General features: G+C 61.9%; 17 protein-coding genes and 1 pseudogene. 10 read left to right on the top strand and 8 right to left on the bottom strand.

Annotated elements, in window-relative coordinates:
* Nucleotides 1-112 precede the first annotated feature (112 nt).
* The gene (locus BEK68_RS24085; protein ID WP_249262965.1) at nt 113-763 is read right to left on the bottom strand and encodes an Hsp20/alpha crystallin family protein; all 651 of its coding nucleotides are present in this window, start codon (nt 761-763) and stop codon (nt 113-115) included.
* Nucleotides 764-1,044: 281 nt separating this feature from the next.
* On the opposite strand from BEK68_RS24085, the pseudogene BEK68_RS25325 reads away from it, so the two are divergent.
* Nucleotides 1,045-1,170, top strand: a pseudogene (locus BEK68_RS25325) (LuxR C-terminal-related transcriptional regulator); the annotation flags it as partial.
* A gap of 32 nt (nt 1,171-1,202) precedes the next feature.
* Here BEK68_RS25325 and BEK68_RS24080 read toward each other — a convergent pair.
* On the bottom strand, nt 1,203-2,951 hold the full coding sequence (locus tag BEK68_RS24080; protein WP_004634082.1) for a sensor histidine kinase: 1,749 nt from the start codon (nt 2,949-2,951) through the stop codon (nt 1,203-1,205).
* Between the two features lie 1,195 nt (nt 2,952-4,146).
* On the opposite strand from BEK68_RS24080, the gene BEK68_RS24075 reads away from it, so the two are divergent.
* Nucleotides 4,147-5,340: an NADH-ubiquinone oxidoreductase-F iron-sulfur binding region domain-containing protein gene (locus BEK68_RS24075; protein ID WP_249262964.1), complete on the top strand. Its 1,194-nt coding sequence runs from the start codon at nt 4,147-4,149 to the stop codon at nt 5,338-5,340.
* Entirely contained in the window at nt 5,328-7,988 is a 2,661-nt protein-coding gene (gene fdhF, locus BEK68_RS24070; RefSeq protein ID WP_012430393.1) for a formate dehydrogenase subunit alpha, read from the top strand. The genes BEK68_RS24075 and fdhF overlap by 13 nt, the downstream gene beginning before the upstream one ends.
* A 27-nt stretch (nt 7,989-8,015) precedes the next feature.
* On the opposite strand, the gene ppsA is transcribed toward fdhF, so the two are convergent.
* Entirely contained in the window at nt 8,016-10,415 is a 2,400-nt protein-coding gene (gene ppsA, locus BEK68_RS24065; protein WP_012430392.1) for a phosphoenolpyruvate synthase, read from the bottom strand.
* A 48-nt stretch (nt 10,416-10,463) separates the two neighbouring features.
* The gene (locus BEK68_RS24060; RefSeq protein ID WP_004634091.1) at nt 10,464-10,727 is read right to left on the bottom strand and encodes a hypothetical protein; all 264 of its coding nucleotides are present in this window, start codon (nt 10,725-10,727) and stop codon (nt 10,464-10,466) included.
* Between the two features lie 209 nt (nt 10,728-10,936).
* Between BEK68_RS24060 and BEK68_RS24055 the strand changes: the two genes are divergently transcribed.
* On the top strand, nt 10,937-11,869 hold the full coding sequence (locus BEK68_RS24055) for a 1-phosphofructokinase family hexose kinase (RefSeq protein WP_012430391.1): 933 nt from the start codon (nt 10,937-10,939) through the stop codon (nt 11,867-11,869).
* 132 nt (nt 11,870-12,001) lie between these two features.
* On the opposite strand, the gene BEK68_RS24050 is transcribed toward BEK68_RS24055, so the two are convergent.
* Nucleotides 12,002-12,502, bottom strand: coding sequence for a BCAM0308 family protein (locus BEK68_RS24050; RefSeq protein WP_009241741.1), 501 nt, complete (start codon nt 12,500-12,502; stop codon nt 12,002-12,004).
* Nucleotides 12,503-12,769: 267 nt separating this feature from the next.
* On the opposite strand from BEK68_RS24050, the gene BEK68_RS24040 reads away from it, so the two are divergent.
* The gene (locus BEK68_RS24040) at nt 12,770-14,056 is read left to right on the top strand and encodes an erythromycin esterase family protein (RefSeq protein WP_012430390.1); all 1,287 of its coding nucleotides are present in this window, start codon (nt 12,770-12,772) and stop codon (nt 14,054-14,056) included.
* Here BEK68_RS24040 and ftsH read toward each other — a convergent pair.
* From ftsH to BEK68_RS24025, 3 genes are all read right to left on the bottom strand, one after another.
* Nucleotides 14,048-15,991 (bottom strand): ATP-dependent zinc metalloprotease FtsH, encoded by a 1,944-nt coding sequence (ftsH, locus tag BEK68_RS24035; RefSeq protein ID WP_024542056.1) that lies wholly within the window; start codon nt 15,989-15,991, stop codon nt 14,048-14,050. The two genes, BEK68_RS24040 and ftsH, sit on opposite strands and share 9 nt — an antisense overlap.
* 153 nt (nt 15,992-16,144) lie before the next feature.
* Nucleotides 16,145-16,366 (bottom strand): hypothetical protein, encoded by a 222-nt coding sequence (locus BEK68_RS24030; RefSeq protein WP_009241738.1) that lies wholly within the window; start codon nt 16,364-16,366, stop codon nt 16,145-16,147.
* Between the two features lie 14 nt (nt 16,367-16,380).
* The gene (locus tag BEK68_RS24025) at nt 16,381-16,881 is read right to left on the bottom strand and encodes a lecithin retinol acyltransferase family protein (protein WP_009241737.1); all 501 of its coding nucleotides are present in this window, start codon (nt 16,879-16,881) and stop codon (nt 16,381-16,383) included.
* 339 nt (nt 16,882-17,220) lie between these two features.
* Between BEK68_RS24025 and BEK68_RS24020 the strand changes: the two genes are divergently transcribed.
* Genes BEK68_RS24020 through BEK68_RS24000 form a run of 5 tightly spaced genes read left to right on the top strand, consistent with a single transcriptional unit; the run spans nt 17,221 to nt 21,830 of the window.
* The gene (locus BEK68_RS24020; RefSeq protein WP_012430388.1) at nt 17,221-17,643 is read left to right on the top strand and encodes an Hsp20/alpha crystallin family protein; all 423 of its coding nucleotides are present in this window, start codon (nt 17,221-17,223) and stop codon (nt 17,641-17,643) included.
* 18 nt (nt 17,644-17,661) lie between these two features.
* Nucleotides 17,662-19,026 carry an MBL fold metallo-hydrolase RNA specificity domain-containing protein gene (locus BEK68_RS24015; RefSeq protein ID WP_004634110.1) on the top strand — a complete coding sequence of 455 codons (1,365 nt, stop codon included), beginning with the start codon at nt 17,662-17,664 and terminating at the stop codon, nt 19,024-19,026.
* A complete protein-coding gene (locus BEK68_RS24010) occupies nt 19,023-19,964 on the top strand; it encodes a ribose-phosphate pyrophosphokinase (protein ID WP_012430387.1) in 942 nt (313 codons plus the stop codon). Before BEK68_RS24015 ends, BEK68_RS24010 begins: the two co-directional genes overlap by 4 nt.
* A 29-nt stretch (nt 19,965-19,993) precedes the next feature.
* Entirely contained in the window at nt 19,994-20,272 is a 279-nt protein-coding gene (locus BEK68_RS24005) for a DUF1488 domain-containing protein (RefSeq protein WP_004634114.1), read from the top strand.
* A gap of 10 nt (nt 20,273-20,282) precedes the next feature.
* Nucleotides 20,283-21,830 carry a thymidine phosphorylase family protein gene (locus BEK68_RS24000; protein WP_024542057.1) on the top strand — a complete coding sequence of 516 codons (1,548 nt, stop codon included), beginning with the start codon at nt 20,283-20,285 and terminating at the stop codon, nt 21,828-21,830.
* The last annotated feature ends 93 nt before the right edge of the window (nt 21,831-21,923 follow it).

Here is a 21,923-nt window from a genome sequence, read left to right as displayed (position 1 = left end):
GGCGCGCGGGCCGCGAGTAAGACCAGGATCGGCGCAGCGGAGAATCGGCGAATCGTGCAGCGATTTGCAGCCATCCGTCCTCCGCCGTTCTTGCGATATGCCGTCCGTTACATCAGCCCCCGTTTACGGGGATGGTCTTGGAAGCCGCCTGCGCCGCGTCCGTCTTGGGCAGCGTCACCGTCAATACGCCGTTTTTGAAGCTGGCCTGGATCTTGTCTGTATCGACGCCGTCTGGCATGCGGAATGACCGCTCGAACGCCCCGAAGTGGCGTTCATGCAGGTAGTAGTCCTTTTGTTTTTCTTCCTTCTCTTCCTGCTTCTCGCCTTTGATGGTCAAGCCGCTGTTGACCAGCTTGACCTCGACGTCCTTCTCTTCCATGCCAGGCAGGTCGGCTTTGATCTCGTAAGCCTTATCGGTTTCGACAACGTCTACTGCGGGCGCGGACGTCAATGCCCATTCGCGCCGCCAGAACGGCGCGATATCCAGCGCCGCGCGATGAAACGGAAAGAGATGAAATCCGCGGTCGAAATCATCGAAGACACGTGCAACCTCTTGCCGCAGGTTGTCGAATGCGCGCCAGGGTTGCATGCCACCGGCTTGTTTGGTCGATGCTTCCGTGCCGGTCTTCACGGGAAGCTTGGTATCGGATTCAGCCATGATGCGTTCTCCTATGCGGGTTCGGGGAGAAACCATTCTGGACGCAGATGCGAACAACATCTTGATGGGCATCAACCGTTCTATGCCGTCGATGTTTCGGCTCATGGCCCGTGTGCGCATTGCGTTTCACCGGCGATCACGCAAACGATCTCGCCCTTGCCCGAGCGGTATTGACGAGAGCTTTGGTCCCGTCGGGCCACCAAAACAGCGCGCATTCACGTTCCTGACCTCGATCAGAAGGCCATGTGCCAAGCGTTGGATGGGATTCGCCGTGCCACCTACGATGCAAGAGTGGAAGCACAGATCCAGGGGGCACGCGATGATCAAGGTGCTGATAGCGGACGACCATGCCGTCTTTCGTGAGGGATTGGGTCGGATCCTGAGCGATCGCGCACGATCTCTGCATCAGCAAGAAGAGGGTCAGCACCTATAAGGCTCGCATTCTTGAAAGGATGAACCTGCCAAATGACGTCGCCCTGATTCGGTACGCGCTCAGCCACGGGTTGGCATGAGGCTGGCCGGAGCGAGCGCCGCGGCGATGTCATTACATTGCCTTGGGCTCGGCACCGGGAGCTGGCAGCGGCAATTGCGGAGATGTGACCATCGTTTGCGGAATGGTGAGTTCGATCAACGTTCCGGATTCTGGCGACGATTCGATGCTTAAGCTGCCGCGCACAAGATAGGCGCGCTCACGCAAGCCCACAAGCCCGAAAGACAGATCCTTTCTCGGATGCGCGGGGTCAAAACCGATGCCATCGTCCTGCACGGAAAGCTGGACGATGGACGCCTCATAGAGCAGCCGTACATGTACAGCCGACGCGCCGGCATGGCGCGCTACATTGGCCAGGCACTCCTGCAGGACACGATATACGGTGGATGCAAAAGGCTCGGGAAGTTCCAAGTGCCCGGGTACGATCTTCAGTTCGCAATGAATGCGGTGCCGCCGTTGAAACGACTCGACAAGCCATCTGCACGCAGGTACGAGGCCGAGATCATCGAGCATGGAGGGGCGCAGATCGGACGCGAGACGACGTGTCGCTCGGATCATGTCATCTACGGCGTGTTCCATTGCGCTCAAGCGTTCGGCAACCGGCGCGTTCGTGGCATCAAGCTTGTGCTCCAACATTTGCATGTCGACCTTAAGCGCTGCCAGCGATTGGGCAAGCTCATCGTGAAGCTCGCGTGAAAGGCGCCGCCGCTCTTCCTCACGTGCCCTTGAGCTGATCGCTGCCAGCTCACGCAATTCCTCTCTCGAGCGCTCGAGCGCCTGCTCGGCACGCTTACGCTCGGTGATTTCCTGTCGAAGCTCGCTGTTCGTAGCGCTCAGTTGGGCGGTGCGGTCTTTGACGCGCTGCTCGAGATGCTCGTTCGCCGCGTTCAGCTGTTGCGTTTTCTCCAAGGCGCCTGCGCGCGCCGCGCTCTCGTTATCCAGTGCTTTCACCAGCATGGCGTAAAGCCTGGCATGTTCGATGATCAGCCCGACCAGAACAAAGCCGGAAGCGACAAGACCATAGGCGCGGCCGGCGTAAAAACCGAGATCGAACCGCCCGTGGTTGAACACGGCAGAAAGTGCCACCTCAAATGCCGAGGTGACGGCGACCACCGTACACCATAGATTCAGCAACGAGTGGCCGCGGTGCCGCCACAGAATTGCTGCGGCCAGCACATTCAGCATCCACACAATGCTGACTGTCGTTGACATGGCGCCGGTATATCCGTTCCCGCGCATGATGGCCGGCAGGAGAGACGGGTGGGTCGCCAGCGCAGTCAGCCCATAAGCCAAAAGCAGCACGGCGCCGGCAGCCCATAGAACGGGAGAGACGGCGCGCGACAACCTGATACGCCGTATTCGCTCGTTCTCTTGCAGAAGGGCATAGCCGATCAGGGACAGTGGAAACCCTCCGTGCCAGAACATGTAAAGCCACGCTGTGGTTTGCGGGCCCGCACCCAAAAGCCCCGATGCAGAGAACAGCCCAGGGAAACTGAGCATGTGCACCGCCGCGACCGTGGCGGTAAAGAAGTAGCCCGATGACAGGGCCAGCAATCCTGGAGAGCGGAGCAGGGTGAACTGCCCGACCAGCATCGCAGCGGTGACAAGGTCGTTGATGACGACCGCGGATTCATAGACGGGAATGAACCCCCAGACCGGCGCCAGCTGCCATTGAGCAAACGGCAATACGGCCACAAAGACCACGACGGACGCCAGCATCACTGCCGTGACCAGGCGCTGCTGATTGGGTCGGGGCAAGACGGTCGACAGGAAGATGCGGGGATTGCTCCCTGGGTCGCTCAAGATCACTCTCCAATAACTGGAACCGGTGCGCGCGGCGCGCTCGCACACGGAATGTGGTGCTGGACGTCTCTGCGAGGGCACCGAAACTTGTCAGGCTTTCCTGACATGCGGAGCGTTATCAGGCGTACACGCCTTGACTCGCCTCTGTAGTGTTCAACCTTAGCCTGCAAGCGAGCGTATCAATATGAGGCAGCGCAGATATCCCGTTGGTCGTCCTCAAGCGATCAATGAAGTCGAGCGCACGATCGCTGCCTGATCAACCGGCTGAGCCCCAAGATAGCCGCCGGCTGTAAGCACCTTTCCGCTGTATAAACGCGAGTCCATTTTCATGTCGAGCGAAATCAAGGCAATCCACGTAGCAAGCTTCCTGCGGCTGTCTGCCCACTACATCGACGGAGCACGGACAGGGGAAACCTGCCATGGTAAGAGCCGCGGGATCGAAACGCCGCTGCGCTGCATGACTATCGGATGCGTAGCAGACCCGGTCTATCGGTCATGGGAAGCTTCTCGTTGCCTCACGAGATACGCTACGACATCGTCCAACGTGACAAGGCGCGCATAGACGAGAATCTCAACTCCGCACAGACACGGCAGCATGGGCACTTCTGTCAGAGCAAGGGTGAGTATCGACGGCTCCTCGGGGGGCATATTGCTCCCTGCCCGATCCCCCAGAAAAGTGCAGCGCGAAGCGCCAATCCAACCGATGTTGAGCGCCATGGCGGCCTGGCATCAACCGGCGGCTTGACTGGCATCAAGCTGCGCCCGCGCGGCTGGCGAACAATGATTCTGTCCTTCCGTTGCGGCCACGAACATGAAGCCAGTCTTACGAGACGTCCTGCGCAGGCGCCTGCATCGGCATAAGCGGGGTAGGGATGCGGAACAGGCTAACGGCAGCGACGTCGTGTCTACCCTAGCGGCGACGTCGCCCACGAACCGAGGCGCCAGCGAGACCGTGACGATGCCCAGGCAACGGCATCCAGCTCCAATCGGCTTTTATCACCTTGAGCACACGGCGATCAGCGAGTGCGCTTGCGCGGGGTTGGCATGTTTTGCCGCCCGCGCCGATAGACCGGACCGCTGGCAGACCGCAGCCACGCAGACACCGGTGCTCTACTGCCTTGGCAAGTGCTATGACGCACCCAGTGACGGCGCGCACGATATTCGACCGCACGTGGGCGAACATGCGAGCCGAGCCGTGTTGTTAGGCAACGTGCTGCGCGGTGGCGTGCGCGATCTGCCGACCTATCGCCGCGGCGGGGCAGCGCTCGAGAAAGCTCGACGGATGGCGCCACAAGCGTTGGTGAACATGGTGGCGGCGTCCCGATTGCGAGGGCGAGGCGGCGCCGCATTCCCCGCAGGCATCAAATGGCAAGCCGTTGCCAGCGCATGCGCCGAAACCAAGTATGTGGTCGTGAATGCCGACGAAGGTGACCCGGGCGCGTTCTCTGATCGGTTCCTGCTAGAGGAGGATCCGTTCCGCCTCATTGAGGCCACTGCGATTGCCGCACACGCAGTAGGCGCGAGACGCGGCTACATCTACATCCGCAAGGAGTACCCGGATGCGGTGCGGGTCATGTCGCATGCGCTGGAACAGGCGCGTGTGGCTGGCTGGCTCGGGCCGACACTCGAACTCGAGCTGGTCGTGGGGCAGGGCGCCTACATCTGTGGAGAAGAGACGTCCCTGCTGAACGCGCTGGAAGGCCGCCGTCCGGAAGTGCGGCCAAGGCCTCCGCAGATCAGCGAGTGCGGACTGTTTGGCGCCCCCACGCTGGTACACAACGTCGAGACCTTGTGCGCGATCCCCTGGATCGTGACCCATGGCGCCGCCGCGTATGCCGCCCTAGGCTTCTCCAACAGCCGAGGCACGAAGTTGTTGTCTTTGAATTCTCTGTTTCGCCGCCCTGGGCTTTACGAAGTCGAGTTCGGCATCAGTCTGGCGGACGTCGTCGAGCAGCTCGGGCAAGGGTTGCGTCGTGGCAAGCTGAATGGGCTGATGGTCGGTGGGCCGTTGGCCGGCATCGTTCCACCGACATTGCTCGACACCCGGCTCGGCTACGAAGAGATGCAGACCATCGATTGCGCCGTGGGGCATGGCGGCGTCATCGCGTTTGCCGACGACACGTCCATCCCGCGCATCGTTGCCCAGGTCTTGCGTTTCGGCGCTCGCGAGTCATGCGGCAAGTGCACGCCCTGTCATCTTGGTACGCCCATTCTTGCAGCGATGGCGGATGCGGCGGCCAACCGTCTGCCAGTTGATGCGGACCGTTTTCGCCGGTTGATTGACGCATTGGCGGCGACCAGCTTGTGCGGACATGGCCGGGGGCTGGCCGAGTTTGTCCAGTCTGTGCGCCGCCACTATCCGTCGGAGCTGCAAGCATGGTGCGACTGACGATCGACGGCAGCCCATTGGAGGTGGCGGAAGGCGCCTTGCTGATCGACGCGCTGTCGACGGCGGGCAAGGCAGTTCCGCACGTGTGCCACGACAAACGTTTGACACCTTCTGGCGCGTGCCGCCTGTGTCTCGTGCTGGTCGAAGGCCAACGGCGGCCGGTTGCGAGTTGCACAGCCGAAGTGGCTGAAGGCATGGTCGTGCAGACGCGCAGCCATGCGCTCGACACACTGTGCCGCACGAATCTGGAGCTCATTGCCGCGCGCTATCCGCGAACGGCGTATGCCGCAGACCCGAAGCACCCGTTCCACCGTCTGCTGGCCGAATACGGTGTGCCGCCCGGGGGCAAGCACGAGGACGGATTTTTTACAGATGACAGCCATCCCTACCTTGGCGTCGGCATGGAACGCTGTGTCCATTGCGACCGCTGTGTACGCATCTGCGAGGAAGTGCAAGGGCAATTCATCTGGGAGACGATCGGGCGCGACGATACGACGCGCATTGCAATCGGCAAGGGGCCTACGTTGCTCACAGCGGGGTGCGTCAGTTGCGGCGCCTGTGTAGACAGTTGTGCCAGCGGAGCCTTGTTCGACAAACGGTCCGGCGTCAAGCCTACGGCTTGGACCCGTACGACGTGCGCATACTGCGCAGTCGGCTGCCAAATGGAAGTTGGAACGGCCGGTGGCCGCGTAGTCGTGGTGCGCCCTGCCGATAGCCCCGTCAATCGCGGGCATCTCTGCCTCAAGGGGCGGTATGCGTTCGAGTACAACCACGCCCCAGACCGTGTCACCCAACCGATGCTGCGGCGTAATGGAAGGTGGCAAGCGGTGGGGTGGAATGAGGCGCTTGGCTTCACGGCGTCACGGCTGCAAGACATCATCGCCACAAACGGGGCGGATGCCATTGGCGTACTCGGATCGTCACGTGCGACCAATGAGGAGAACTACCTGGCACAGAAGTTCGCCCGCGTGGTGCTGGGCACGCACAACGTCGACTGTTGCGCCCGCGTTTGCCATACCCCCAGTGCGAAAGCGCTGAAGACGATGCTTGGCATTGGCGCAGCCACCAACACCTTCGATGATATCGAGCATGCGAGCGCGTTCCTGATCTGCGGCGCGAACCCGACCGAGAATCATCCGGTCGTCGGAGCGCGCATCAAGCAGGCCGTGTCGAGGGGAGCGCAGCTCGTGGTCATCGACCCGCGCCGTACAGAACTGGCGGCGTTGGCCGACGTGCATCTGCCAGTGCGCGCTGGCAGCAACGTGCTGCTGTTCAACGCGTTGGCCGCCGCGATCATCGAGGAAGGGTGGGTTGATCGCACGTTTCTGTCCGAGAGGGTCATCGGCTTCGATGCCTTCGCTGCGCATGTCGCGGACTACGCTCCTGAGAGCGTTGCCGAACGATGTGGCGTGTCGGCTCCGGCCATTCGTGCCGCCGCCAGAATCTACGCCAAAGGGCAGCCCGCCATGTGTTTTCATGGCCTGGGCGTAACCGAACACCTGCAAGGCAGCGAAGCGGTGATGGCACTCATCAACCTGGCGCTGCTAACGGGCAATCTCGGTCGGCCGGGCAGCGGCATCAATCCATTGCGTGGGCAGAACAACGTACAGGGCGCAGCACAGATGGGATGCGACCCGGCTACCCTCACCGGCGCCCAGTCCATTGGCCAGGCGGGCGCGCGCTTTGAACAGGTGTGGGGTGCCAAACTGCCCGCCACGCGCGGGCTGAATGTCGTAGAAATGATGGATGCAGCCCAGGCGGGGCGGCTCAAGGCGCTGTGGGTGATGGGCTACGACATTTATCTCTCGCTGGCCAATGCATCCGCAACGGCTGCCGCGCTTGGCGCCTTGGATCTGGTGATTGTGCAAGACCTGTTTATCAACCAGACGGCTGCGGCGTTCGGTACGGTGTTTCTGCCCGCGGCATCGGCCTTCGAGAAAGAGGGCACCTTCATGAACTCGGATCGACGCGTACAGCGTGTTCATGCTGTCACGACGGCTCCTGGGCAGGCACGCTCCGACTGGTGGATTATCCAAGCGCTGGCTGCACGCATGGGCAAGCCGGAGGGTTTCGAGTTTGACGGCCCCGAGCAGATCTGGGATGAAGTGCGCGCGCTCTGGCCAGAGGGCGCCGGCTTGGCGTATTCGCGCCTGGACGGCGAAAACCTACATTGGCCGTGCCCTGACGAAACGCACACCGGAACACCCGTGCTCCACCGGGAACGTTTTTCCGGCGGCAAGACGGCCGCTCTGATACCGGTCGCCTATGTGCCGACGCCCGAGCGGCCAGACGATGACTATCCCTTTCTTCTGACCACAGGTCGCGTGCTGGAGCACTTCAACGCCGGCACGATGAGCTACCGCACCCCGAACGCAGCGCTACGGCCGTCGGACACGCTGGACATGGCACCAGCGGATGCAGCACGCCACGGCTTTACCGAAGGTGATGTGGTCGAGGTATCAAGCCGGTATGGTTCCGCGATCCTGCCGTTGCATATCAGCCATGCGATGCAGATTGGACAATTGTTCTGCAGTTTTCACCGCGCCGATCTCCTGGTCAACCGATTGACCTCTCCCGTGCGAGACCGGCTGGTGCATACGCCCGAATATAAGGTGACTGCGGTACGGGTGAAAAAGCGCTGCAACTGATTAGGACCAGTTTGAGTGACGTCCGTATCACGGCGCTTTCGCGGCAGTGCTCTCCGCGGCAGCCACACTGCGCTTGACCGCGATGAAGCTGTCAGGACTCACCGATATGGAATCGATACCGCATTCGACCAGGAAGGCAGCAAACTCAGGGTGGTCGCTCGGCGCCTGACCGCACAGACCGACATGTGCACCCGCCTCGTGAGCACTCGCAATGACGCTTTGGATCATCCACTTGACGGCGTCATCCTGTTCGTCGAAAAGCGCCGCGAGATCGGCCGAGTCACGGTCAACGCCCAGCGTCAGTTGCGTCAGATCGTTGCTGCCAATGGAGAAGCCATCGAAACGTTGCGCGAAGGCCTTTGCCAGAATCACGTTCGATGGGATCTCGCACATCACGTAAACCTGGAGACCGGCTTCGCCACGATGGATGCCGTTGTCAGCCATGACCTCAAGCACGCGGTCCGCTTCTTTTGTTGAACGGCAGAAAGGGATCATCACCACGACGTTCGTGAAGCCCATCTCATTGCGCAGGCGTCGAATGGCGCGGCATTCGAGCGCGAAGCCTTCCCGGTAGCGTGGGGAGTAGTACCGCGATGCGCCACGGAATCCGAGCATGGGATTGTCTTCCTTAGGCTCGAATTCCGCGCCGCCAATCAGATGCGCGTACTCATTGGTCTTGAAGTCGCTCATGCGGACAATGACAGGGTGCGGATACTGGACCGCTGCGATCCGTCCCAATCCACGCGCAAGGCGATCGACGAAATATTCCGTGCGATCTTCGTAGCCAGTCGTCAACGCTGCGATGGCTTGCCTGGCACCTTCGTCCTTGAGTGTCTCGAAACGGGCCAGAGCCATCGGGTGGATCTTGATATGGTTGCTCACGACGAACTCCATTCGCGCGAGCCCGACACCGTCGGCGGGTATCCGCCACCAGCGAAACGCCGCCGCCGGGTTGGCGAGGTTCAGCATGACCTTGGTGCGCGTCGCAGGGATATTGCCAAAGTCGATCTCCTCGACCGCAAAGTCGGCAATGCCTTCGTAGACGAATCCTTCTCGGCCTTCTGCGCATGACACGGTGATCTCCTGCTCGTCATGCAGCAGATGCGTCGCGTTACCGGCGCCGACGATGGCTGGAAGCCCCAGCTCTCGGCTGACGATCGCTGCGTGCGATGTGCGTCCCCCCTGGTCGGTGATGATGGCAGCCGGCCGCCGCATGACGGGCACCCAATCCGGATCCGTCGTCTGGGTGACCAGGATGGCGCCGTCGACGAAACGCCCCATGTCGCTGGGGCTTTCGATGATGCAGACTTTGCCGGCGGCGATGGCTTCGCCGATGCTGACACCGGAGAGGATCTTGCGGCCTGCCTTCTTGATATGCCACGTCCTTACCGCACTGGCTTCACGACGTGACTCGACCGTTTCCGGGCGGGCTTGCACGACGAACACCTCGCCGGTGAGCCCGTCCTTTGCCCATTCAATGTCCATCGGTTGGCCATAGTGCTGTTCGATCACGCAGGCCCAGCGAGACAAAGCCAGGATATCGTGGTCGCTCAGGACGAAAGCCGCACGCTCGGCTTTCGAGGTGGGGACGTTCTTCGTCGGCTGCTCGTTGTCGGTTGTGCAGATCATTTTGAGGCTTTTTCCGCCAAGCTTTTTCCCGACAATGGGCGATAGCGACGGTTCCAACAACAGCGGCTTGAAGACCTCATATTCATCGGGATCGACTTCTCCCTGAACCACGTTTTCGCCGAGCCCCCATGCCGCATTGATCAGGACGGACTTGTCAAAGCCCGTCTCGGTATCGATGGAAAACATGACGCCGGCGCCCCCAAGGTCCGATCGCACCATGCGCTGGACACCGACCGACAGCGCGACCTTCAGATGGTCGATTCCCTTCGCTTGGCGGTAGCTGATCGCCCGGTCGGTGAAAAGCGACGCGTAGCAGCGCCGGCAGGCGTCAAGCAGGGCGCGCTCGCCCTTGATGTTGAGATAGGTCTCTTGCTGCCCAGCGAAGCTTGCTTCTGGCAGATCCTCGGCCGTTGCGCTGGATCGCACGGCAACGTCCAAGTCGGATTGCCCTGTTCGGCGGTTCAGTTCATCGTAAGCAAGACGGATTGCCCGCGCCGTCTCTTTTGGCCATTCACCGCGAAGCATGGCGCGTCGGATGGCAAGTCCCGCTTCGGCCAGGGAAAGTTTGCTGTCATCGAGGTCGGTGAGCGCCGAGAAGATGACCGGCTGCAAATCATTTGCCTCTATGAATTGCCTGAAAGCATCGGCTGTCAGTGCAAAGCCCGGCGGAACGTTGACGCCCCGTCCCGCCAGGTTGGCCAGCATCTCGCCGAGCGACGCATTCTTGCCGCCGACCCGTGGAACATCGGTCCGCCGGAGGTTTTCGAGCCAGACAACGTGCGCGGTGTCGTTGACCATGACGGCCTCCCTTTCGGTGCGGGTTCGACGGATTGTTGCAAGAGGAACCTAGGCGCCATGCCCGAATGCGTCGAAGTCCGGAAACTCGGCGTCAAGGAGCTCATAGATCGTCTTGGCCTTACCAGTGAGTTCGATATTCATGCCGCGGACGAGATGCTCGTCTGAGCGAAGCCACTTGTAGGCGATCTGCACATCCTCGATGGTCGGATCAATCGCAAGAATACGAGTCAACACCTCCATCTCGAACGGGCCGATGATCTCTCTGATCTCTTTCGCGGTGAGGTGCCCGTGGTTTTGTGATGCGGTCTTCATGGCGATTGCGTCTCCTATATTTTCAAGCCGATCCCCAACCTGAGACGACAAGCAGCAAGGGTGACTCGGCCAGTCCAATCAATACTGGCATGATGGATGGCGCTGGTTTTGTGCCGTATCAAACGAGGGCCGATTACCCTGCGCCCAGAAAAATCGCCTGGACACGTTGGCACTGTCATGCTGCCAGTCGTGTCCCCTGGAGGTGTGCAATGCCGGAAATCGTCACGCTCACGGTCAATCCCGCAATCGATATCGCCACGTCGGTGGAGCGCTTGACGGATACGCACAAGATGCGCTGCGCACCGGCCCGCTGTGACCCTGGAGGGGGCGGAATCAACGTCGCCCGCGTTGTCCATCGCCTGGGCGGGGATTGCCTCGCCATCTACCTTGCCGGCGGTCCGGTGGCCGAGCGATTGGCGCGTCTCCTGTCGGCAGAGGGCTTATCGTTCGCCGCCCTCCGGATCGAAGGGGAGACGCGAGAGAATTTTTCCGTGACGGAACTGTGCAGCCACCGGGAGTTTCGGTTCGTCATGCCGGGGCCGGTCGTCTTAGAGGCGGAATGGCAGCGCTGCCTGGACCACCTCGATGCGCTGCAACCAGCGCCGCGCTACCTTGTGCTGAGCGGAAGCCTGCCACTTGGGGTTGCCGACGATTTCTATGCATGGGTCATTGACAGGGCCAAGGCGCGCGGCAGCCGCGTCGTACTGGACACCGCCGGTCCGGCATTGCGTGCTGCGTTGCCGCATACGCCATACCTGATCAAGCCGAGCCTGAACGAGCTTCGGCAACTGACGGGGCACGCGCTGGAGACGGAAGCGGATTGCATGCAGACTGCGCGGGAGATTGTCCGCAAGGGGCACGCGCAGGTGGTCGCGCTCACCCTGGGTGCGGGCGGCGCCATGCTCGTCACGCAGGAAGAGGTTGTCCGCTCGGGTGCTGTCGGAACGTCAATTCTCAGCACGATTGGGGCAGGTGACAGCTTCGTGGGCGGAATGGTGTGGGCGCTAAACCGCGATGCAGGCATGCGAGAGGCATTTCGGTACGGCATGGCCGCCGCCGCAGCCGCGTTGAGCCATGCCGGTACCGAACTTGGCAGCGCCGCCGAAATCGAGCAGCGCTACGCAGAGGTCTCATTGTCTTGAGTTGCACCTGCCTCGGCCTGATTGACCGCTGTTGAAGCGCCGCTTGGCTCGCAAGGCCGGCGATGATCCGTTGTATGGATGATCGGTCTGTCGGCTAGGCGGCTGGGGGCGCTACGGAACGCCCCCTCGGCGCTACCGGCTCCATTTCACGTGCAGTTCGGTTTCTGCGTTGCCATAGTCAAATGTCAGGTGCCCATGGAATGCATGGTGGATTGCGTGGCCGATGTCGCGCGCCAGATGAAACCCGGTCGTCAGGATGTCAGTGCCGCTGCTCGTGGATTCGACGGCCATGATGCGCTCCATCGGATGATCTGCCCGCAGATCTGCCTCGCGGTGGCGCGCGAGTGTCAGGATCTCCTCCCGATGGGCCGCCTCAAAGTCCCCCGAGAGGTGGATTCGGGCTGCCGGCATCTGGTCGGCGGCACGCTGGCATGCCGAGCAGATCAACGAAGTGGCTCCGGGCGGTGGACTGCGCCATAACCAGCGGCCCTTGAGGTAGACAGCACCGCAGACTGGGCAGCAGCTTGCCGCGGGTGCCTTGTCGGGTTGCCGATACCGGTTGTGGATCGGCTCGACGGCAAATGGGCTCCAGCGTGCCGGCCGCACTCGTTCGGATTGAGAGCGTTGTTTCATGTTGACTCCTATGAGGGCGAGTTCCTCCGGCCTGCTGCAGACCAGAATCTGCAACGCAGTCGCGGTGGACAACTCTCAGAGTACCTCCCGCAGCGCGATGCACTTTGGGCTGAATCAACTCTGCGTGCAGCAGCTCTCATCGGGCCAGACTCGAGTCGAGCTGCGCCGCAATGCCGAGCGGCCTGTCGCTTGAGATAGCGCAATCAATGTGTATCAGCGCTGCCTAGACTGCAGATACTGCCGCTGCATCCGTGGAGTCCGTCGCCCATGTCTGCCCCTCTCACGCCTTTTCTTGGTGTCCGCGAAGCGGCCAGCCGCCTCACCGGAAGCGCTGCCGACTACGCCCCCCTGCTGGAGATGGCAAAGGGAAAGCGCTACGTTCTTCTTGGCGAGGCTACGCACGGAACACGCGAGTTCTATCAGTCACGCGCAGACATCACACGGCAGTTGATTGTGCAAGGCGGCTTTGACGCTGTCGCCATCGAGGGGGATTGGCCGGACGTGTGGCGCATCAACCGCTATGTCCAGGGCGAGGGCGCGGACACCGCTACCGAGGCGCTAGGCGATTTCCAGCGTTTTCCGGAGTGGATGTGGCGCAACCCGGAGATGCTCGACTTCATCACCTGGCTGCATGAGCACAACACGGCCCTTGCTGCCTCAGAACGTGTGGGCGTCTATGGGTTGGATCTGTACAGCCTGTACCGGTCTGCCGAGGCCGTCATCGAATACCTGCAGAAGACCGACCCCGAGCAGGCAGCGGTGGCGCGCATGCACTACGCGGCACTGGACCATGTGCGTGAACCCATGACGTACGGCTACGAAGCCGCCGCAGGTTTGAGGCTGCCAGCGCAACGCGAGGTGGTCGAGCAACTGCGTCGGCTTCGGGCAAGCGAGGCCAGGCTGATCGAGCAGGACGGGATCGCTGCCATCGACTCGCATTTCTTTGCCGAGCAGAACGCAATCGTCGTCGTCAACGCAGAAGCGTACTACCGCGAATCATTCGGGCACCGCGTCAATACGTGGAACCTGCGCGATGCGCACATGGCACAAACGCTGTTTGGTTTGGCTGCATACCGGCAGCGCCGAGGCGGCGACGGACGGGTCGTCGTGTGGGCGCACAACTCGCATGTGGGCGATGCGCGGGCAACGGAGTCCGCCAGCCGGCATGAGTGGAACCTTGGACAGCTCGTGCGTGAGCGGGTGGGCGGCGCCGCATTGCTTGTCGGCTTTACCACCTATACGGGCCATGTATGCGCCGCATCCGAGTGGGGCGGCGAGGCCGAGCGGAAGTGGGTGCGCCCCGCGCTGCCGGACAGTTGGGAACATGTGTTCCATAGCACCGGGCTGGATCGCTTCCTCCTGCCGCTTGGCGATACGGCGGCAGATGTGTTCCACGAGCCGCTGCTGGAGCGGGCAATCGGTGTGCTGTACCTGCCGAAAACCGAGTACGCCTCGCACTACTTCGATGCCGCCATCGGTGCCCAGTTTGACGCGCTGATCCATCTGGACGAAACCTTCGCCATCGAGCCATTGACCACGGCGCTGTTACCGTGAATGCGGCTGTTGCGCTGGCACTAGCGCTGGAACGCTGGCGGGGGAGCCCGCTTCTGCCTTCGGGGGCGGCATTGGGGTCACGTTGCCAGCCAGAATCATGTCGAGGTCGTGGCGGTCAACCACCTCCTTGTCCAGCAACATACGCGACAAAGCGTCCAGTTTGGCACGCTGGCCTTCCAGTGTTGCGGTCACGCGTGCGCTGGCATCGGACAACACCTTGCGCACTTCCGCATCGATCAACTGGGCTGTGTCTTCGCTATATTCCTTGCGCTCGCGCTGCATCAAGCCTGTGCCGGCGAGTAGCGGGTTGGGCGTCTGCTCATAGGTCGCCAGTCCGAGCTGTTCGCTCATGCCGAACTGGGTAATCATCTGGCGGGCCATGTCAGTGGCGCGTTGCAAGTCGTTTTGCGCACCGGTCGATACATCGTGGTACACGATCTGCTCGGCAACGTAGCCGCCCAGCAGCACGTCGAGCCGGTCCAGCAATTCGCTGTGCTTGAGCAGATAGCGGTCCTCCGTAGGCGTCTGCTGCGTGTAGCCCAGGGCAGCGATGCCTCTTGGAATGATGGAAACCTTCGAAACGCGATCGGCCAGGGGGCGGTGCTCGGCCACGATGGCATGGCCGGCTTCGTGGTAGGCAATCGTCTCCTTTTCCGTGGCGTTCATCACGCGGTTCTTCTTCTCCAGGCCGCCAACGATGCGGTCAAGCGCCTGGTCAAAGTCGGTGGTCTCGACGGCGGATTTACCTTCGCGCGCCGCAAGAAGCGCCGCCTCGTTGACGAGGTTGGCCAGGTCGGCGCCGGCAAAGCCCGGTGTTCGGGCGGCAATCTTGCCTAGGTCGACATCGGCCCCCAGCGTGACGTTTTTGGCGTGGACCTTGAGGATCTGCTCTCGCCCCTTGAGGTCCGGACGGTCCAGGGCGACATGACGGTCAAACCGGCCAGGACGAAGCAGCGCAGGGTCAAGTATTTCGGGCCGGTTCGTCGCGGCCATGATGATGACGCCCTTGTTGCTGTCAAAGCCGTCCATTTCGACCAGAAGCTGGTTCAGCGTTTGCTCGCGCTCTTCATTGCCGCCAACCAGGTTGAACGCACGCGTCTTGCCCAGGGCATCGAGTTCATCGATAAAGATGATGCATGGCGCCATGGATTCGGCCTGGCTGAACAGATCCCGCACGCGTGCGGCACCTACACCAACGAACATCTCGACAAACTCCGACCCGCTCATGCTGAAAAAAGGCACGCCTGCTTCACCGGCAACTGCCTTGGCAAGCAGCGTCTTGCCCGTGCCGGGTGCCCCCACAAGCAACACCCCCTTGGGGATCCTGCCGCCCAGGAGCTGATACCGCAGTGGCTCTTTCAGAAAGCTCACGATTTCCGACAACTCGTCCTTGGCTTCATCGATGCCGGCAACGTCGGCGAAGGTCACGCCGGTTTCCTTTTGCATGTAGACCTTTGCCTTGCTCTTACCGATTTCCATCAGCCCACCTGCGGCGGCCCCGCCCATGCGCCGGATCAGGAAGTTCCAAACCGCGAAGAACAGGAGCGCAGGCACAACCCACGACAAGAGGGTGCTCAACCATTTGTTGTCCGGCCGACCGACAAAGCGCACCTTTGCCGCCTCCAGCTCCTGAACAAGAGCCGGGTCATTCACGCGAAGGGTCTGGAAAGGATGGTCGCCCTTGCCTGTACGGTGGATGGCATCGACCTGCTGCTGCGTCAGCAACGCCTCGACGCCTTCCGTCGAGAACGTGCCGGTGATGTCCTGGTCACCAATGGCGACGTCCTTGATCTTGCCCGCATGCAGTAGGACCTTGAAGTCGCTGTAGGGGAGTGTGTCGACCTGCTCGGACATGAACAGCGTCTGAAACGCCAGCATGGTCAACGCGACGATGACGGCGTACCAGAGCGAGAACCTTTGCTGCCGTGGCTGCATACTCTCTTTCACGTGTTCACCTTCGCATGGTCGTGCGTCAACCGGCATCCGGATCGAACCTTGATGTTCGTGCCTGAGCCGGAATGACGGTTGATGCGGATCAACCCACCCGCAAGTTGGGGTCGGCTTACAGCAGGGAAACTTACGTTGCCACTATCGGCGGCGTGTGGGCGATGGCGGAAACAACCTCCAGCAGCCCGCCTGGTGACGAAAGAAGACGATGGCAAGCGGGCGGGCGGATGTCGTCAGCTCCGCCCGCACGCAGCCGCAATCGACGCCGGGGCAATGCAGGCGCGTGATTCGCAGATGCGGCATATCGCTCAGGCCAAACCACTTGGTGACCAGCTCGCGCAACGAGGTATCGCATTGGGGCATGGAGTTCTCCGGTGTCACGCGGCCCGAGCCTGCGGGTGTGCGGTCCGACATTCGGTCGAAAGCGCCAGCAGCATCAGCTTGAATAGCGTGCGCGCAGCTCGCACGGGGCTTTTCAGGCACGCCTCCACCTGTGCGCTGCGGCATTCTCCGAACAGGCACCACGAACAGAAGTGCTCGCAGTTGTTGGTCAGCAGCCGATAATTGCGCTCCCCCAGGCGTGAACCGGCACGGCGGGCGACTTCTTCACCGTCGTAGCAGGGGCTGGCGTCGCGCTGGATGGTCACTGCAAAACCGCATGCAAAGCAGCCAATGGAGATGCGCTCCACCGGCCCGCGGCGCTGACGGCGCGAGAAGCCGGCGTAGTGAATGACCTGCCCATTGCCGACATAGATGCCGTGGTGTTCGTACCCATCGCGGTCCGCTACAAGGTGTGCGCCAACAGGAAGCGCAGTGTCAAAAGCGGCGAGGTCTTGCGGCGCATTCCACAGGGCGATGCATTCGATGTTCCGGCTCATGGCGCGCTCCGTTGTACTGGCTGGGCGTTGTCGAGTTCTAGGGGGCGATGCGACAAGACGCTGCGCTGTTTGGTGATGTGCCACCAGTATTGGCAGTGCACACGCCCGCGTCATGCAGGCTGCGCTGAGAATGCTGTCGGAGCCGCGGGTTTCCATGTCAGGAAAGCCTGACACGGCAGCCGGCACCTCAGAAGCGATGTGCTTGATGCGAGTCCCAAGCCGCGCTTGCGACGGCTACCGTGCGCCACCGTTGATCTGCCGCAAGGCGCTCCGGCACTGCCGTGCCACGATGAATCTATTGACCCCAGGAACCCTGGGATCACTCATCAGGAGGCAGTCATGAGTCAACTCAAGCGTTATGACCCGTTCGCCATTGAACCGGTTGGCGATATCTTCCAGGGGCTTCTGCGCTCGGTTCGCGGCAGCATGGATAGCGCGCTGCCATTCAAGGTGGATGTGACGGAGTCTGACAAGGCATACAGCGTTGTCGCAGAAATCCCGGGTGCGAAAAAGGAAGATATCGACGTGACGGTCGATCGCGGTACGGTCATGATCTCGGCCAAGGTGGAGCGCACTTCCGAAGAGAAGGAAGGCGAACGCATCATCCGCAGCGAGCGCTACAGCGGCACCATGCAGCGCATGTTCACGCTGGATGCGGCAGTCGATGAGAGCAAGGTCGACGCCACGTACGAAAACGGACTGCTGCGTGTGACGCTGCCCAAGAAGGACGCCTCTCCACAGCAGCGCATCACGATTCGCTAGGCGCCAGGGGACTGTGGCATGCGGCTGCAATTTCTCGGCGCAACCGACACGGTGACGGGCTCAAAGTATGTGCTTGAGACCGGCGCGCACCGTGTGATGGTCGACTGCGGGCTGTTTCAGGGCTACAAGTCGCTGCGTCTGCGCAACTGGGACAAGCTTGCCGTCAACCCGCATCACATCGATGCGGTCGTGCTCACGCATGCCCATATCGACCACAGCGGCTACCTGCCGCTGCTCGTGCGCAATGGGTTTCATGGTCCGGTCTATTGCACGAAAGGCACGGCAGAACTGTGCAACATCCTGCTGCCTGACAGCGCTCGGCTTGCGCAGGAGGATGCACAGTACGCGAACGCCGAGGGGTTCTCGCGCCATCATCCCGCGTTGCCGCTCTATGACGAAAAGGACGCCGCCAGGGCGTTACGCCGGCTGCATCCCGTCGGCTATGGCGAGCGCTTCTCCGTTGCCGACGGCGTGGAAGCGGAGTTCCACCGTGCAGGACACATCATCGGTGCGGCCACGGCAACATTGCTGACCGAGGGGCGCCGCATTGTCTTCTCCGGCGACCTGGGGCGGCAGGTCGATCCCGTCATGCGGCCACCCGAGCCCATTGCGGAGGCCGATACCCTGTTGGTCGAATCGACCTATGGCGATCGCGTGCATCCGGAGGGGGACCCGCTCGATGCACTCGAGCAGGTTGTGCAGCGGACCATCGGGCAGGGCGGCACGCTGCTGATCCCGGCTTTCGCTGTGGGGCGTACGCAGGAGCTTCTGTATTGCCTTTACATGCTGATCCGCGAGCATCGGATTCCACATGTGCCGATCTACCTCGACAGCCCGATGGCCGAACTGGCGACGGGGGTGTTTGCGCATCATATTGACGATCTGCATATCGAGGCTGCCGACTGCCAGGCCGCCTGTGCATTGGCCATTCCGGTGCAGAGCCCTGAACAGTCGAGGCATCTGGGGAACGATCGCGCGCCCAAGATCATTCTTGCGGCAAGCGGCATGGCGACCGGCGGGCGGGTGCTGCATCACCTCAAGAGCTTTGGCGGCGGCAAGCGCAACGCCATCCTGATGTCGGGCTTCCAGGCCGCCGGCACGCGGGGCGCCGCGCTGCTGGCCGGTCAAAGGGCGTTGCGCGTGCACGGACGCGAGGTTGCCATCCGAGCCTCGGTTGAGCAGATCCAGAATCTGTCCGCCCACGCGGATGCCAATGAACTGATGACCTGGTTACGGGGCTTCACGCGGCCGCCACAGCAGACCTTCATCGTGCATGGCGAGCCAGCCGCCAGCGACGCCTTGCGCCAGCGGATCGAGCATGAATTGCAGTGGCCGGTCCGCATGCCGGAGTACCGCCAGTCCTACGAACTGGAGGGTGCATGACCGCCCCGACCGTTGCCCTGGACCCGCAGCGTGTGCTCATTGCCATGCCCGGCTGCGACACCGCCACCATGCGACTTGCCATTCCGCTGCGCGCGGAGTTGGGGCATGCCGCAGTGACCCACTTTCCCGACGGAGAGTCGTACGTGCGGCTTTACACGCCCGTGCACGGCGCAGAAGTGGCCATTGTCTGCACACTCGATCATCCCGACGAGAAGCTCTTGCCACTGCTCTGGCTGGCAATTGCCGCACGCCAGGGCGGGGCGCGCCGCGTTGGCCTGATTGCGCCGTACCTGCCGTATATGCGGCAGGATGTCATCTTCAATGCGGGCGAGATTCGCGCTGCGGAACACTTTGCCGCCTTGCTCAATCCCGTGTTCGACTGGCTTGTCACGGTGGATCCGCACTTGCATCGCATTTCGCGTTTGTCGGAGGTCTATCGCGTGCCGACGGTCGCCGTGGAAGCCGCCCCTGCCATTGCCGAATGGATTCAGACCCATGTACAGGCGCCGTTCCTGATCGGGCCTGACGAGGAAAGCAGGCAGTGGGTCGAGCAAGTAGCAGGCATGTGCGGGGCCCCATGGGCAGCATTGACCAAGACGCGACACAGTGCGTGGCACGTGGAAGTGACTGAGTTGCCGAACATTCCACCAAGGTGTGTGCCGGTACTCGTCGACGACATCATCTCGACCGGGCGCACGATGCTTGCGGCCGCAGGCTTGCTGCAGCGCGCCGGCAAACCGCAGCCGGTATGCGTAGGAGTGCATGCTGTGTTCGCCGCCGACGCGTACAGCCAGCTGTGTGCGGCCAGCGCCGAGGTGGTCACGTGCGACACGATCCCGCATCCTTCGAACCAGATTGCACTGACAGGGCCGCTGGTCGATGCCATTTCACGCATGTTTGATCTACCCCTGCCTTTGAGCAAGCAGATGCTTGTTTGACCGGGGCGCTTTCGTATCTGGAGGCCATCATGAAACAGATCAGGTTCCTGCCTGACGACCCGACATACTGCGCAGCAGGGCCGCGCCTGCAATGCCGCGCGTCGGTCGATGGCTGCTCCGCAAGCTACGCAATCACGGCGGAAGCCCTCGAGGATCATTTTGGTGCGCTTTCCTGCCGGTCGGACGATCTGCTGAGCGCGTTCAAGGTGCACCGTGGAGATATCGAAGAAGTTGCACGCCTTCTGTTCGAGCAAACAGGTTCCAAGGAGATCACGCTACACAGCGGGCACTTCCGGTTCGCTGGCTGACATGCCTGTCATGACCACCGTCTCCATGCCCCCAGTTGACGCGTCCATTGCCCCGCTGGGATGCCTCAGGTTCAAGGCGCTTGGCATTGACACGTGGCAGGAGCACGTCATCTACATGCACCCTGACAGCGCGATCTGCCGGTCCGAGGGCTTTGCCGCGCAGGCCCGCGTAGAAGTCCAGATCGGGCAGCGATCGCTGATCGCCACGCTGAACCTCGTGGGCTCGGGGTTGCTGGAAAAGCATGAGGTGAGCCTGTCAGCCAGCGCGGTCGATTCGTTGATGGCGCGCCCGGGTGACGAAGTCTGCGTCAGGCACGCGCCGTCGCTTGAGTCGCTGCGCGCCCTGCGGGCCAAGATCTATGGCGGGCATCTGGACGCCAAGCAATTGCAGGAGATCATTGCTGACATCTCGCATGAGCGTTATGCCGATGTCCATATCGCGGCATTCCTGAGCGCCTGCGCATCCAGCCGCATGACCATCAAGGAAACCATCGACCTCACACAAGCGATGGTCGACTCCGGAGAGCGTCTGCAGTGGGACCGCGCGGTCGTGGCAGACAAGCACTGCGTGGGCGGTCTGCCCGGCAATCGCACCAGCCCTATCGTCGTTGCCATCTGTGCGGCGGCGGGGCTGCTGCTGCCTAAAACGTCGTCACGCGCCATCACCTCGCCTGCGGGTACCGCCGACATGATGGAAACGCTCACCCGCGTCAACCTGAGCGCGGCAGAGTTGCGATGCGTTGTGGGGCAGGTTGGGGCATCGCTCGCGTGGGGCGGGGCATTGAGTCTCAGCCCGGCGGACGACGTCTTGATTCGAGTGGAAAGGGCACTGGACGTCGACAGCGATGCCCAGCTTGTGGCGTCCATTCTCTCCAAGAAGATCGCGGCCGGGTCCACCCATGTGTTGATCGACGTGCCTGTGGGGCCGACGGCCAAAGTCCGCAGTGTCGAAGACCTTGAACGCCTTGAAATGCTGCTCAAGCGTGTGGCGCAAGCTTTTGGGGTGCAGGTGCTGATGGTGCGCACGGATGGCGCGCAGCCCGTTGGCCGCGGGATCGGCCCTGCGCTGGAAGCAAGAGACGTTCTGGCTGTACTCCAACGGACCCCTACCGCGCCGTTCGACTTGCGGGAACGGTCTCTATTGCTGGCCGGCGCATTGCTGGAGTTTTGCGGTACGGCTGTTGCCGGAACGGGGCTTGTCATGGCAACCGACCTGCTGGACAGCGGTGCTGCATGGCGAAAATTCGAAGCGATCTGCGAGGCGCAGGGTGGCTTGCGCATCCCCGGAGAAGCCGTGTTCCGCCGCGACGTCGTTGCCGAGCAAAATGGAATCGTCACCCACATCGACAACCGCCACCTTGCCCGCATTGCGAAGCTTGCGGGCGCGCCGATGCGTCAAGTCGCGGGCGTACAGATGCGTGTGCGACTGCGGGATCAAGTGAATGTTGGGCAACCGCTGTTCACGATCCACGCGCAGGCCTCGGGCGAGCTGGAGTATTCGTCGGCATATGCGTTGACGCATGCTGTGGTGGGACTGTCTCCGATGGGAATCGGTTGAGCTTGATTGCCGCACCGTCGGCTGCTGTTTCGGGACATCTCACGATGCACGTGCGAAGCGCTTGGCGGCCAGAGTTTTCCGGGGAGCCGGTGG

It is taken from the genome of Ralstonia pickettii (assembly GCF_001699815.1).
GTDB lineage: Bacteria > Pseudomonadota > Gammaproteobacteria > Burkholderiales > Burkholderiaceae > Ralstonia > Ralstonia thomasii.
Note: the sequence above shows the minus strand (reverse complement) of the source record. Positions and strands in the feature narration are given on the sequence as shown.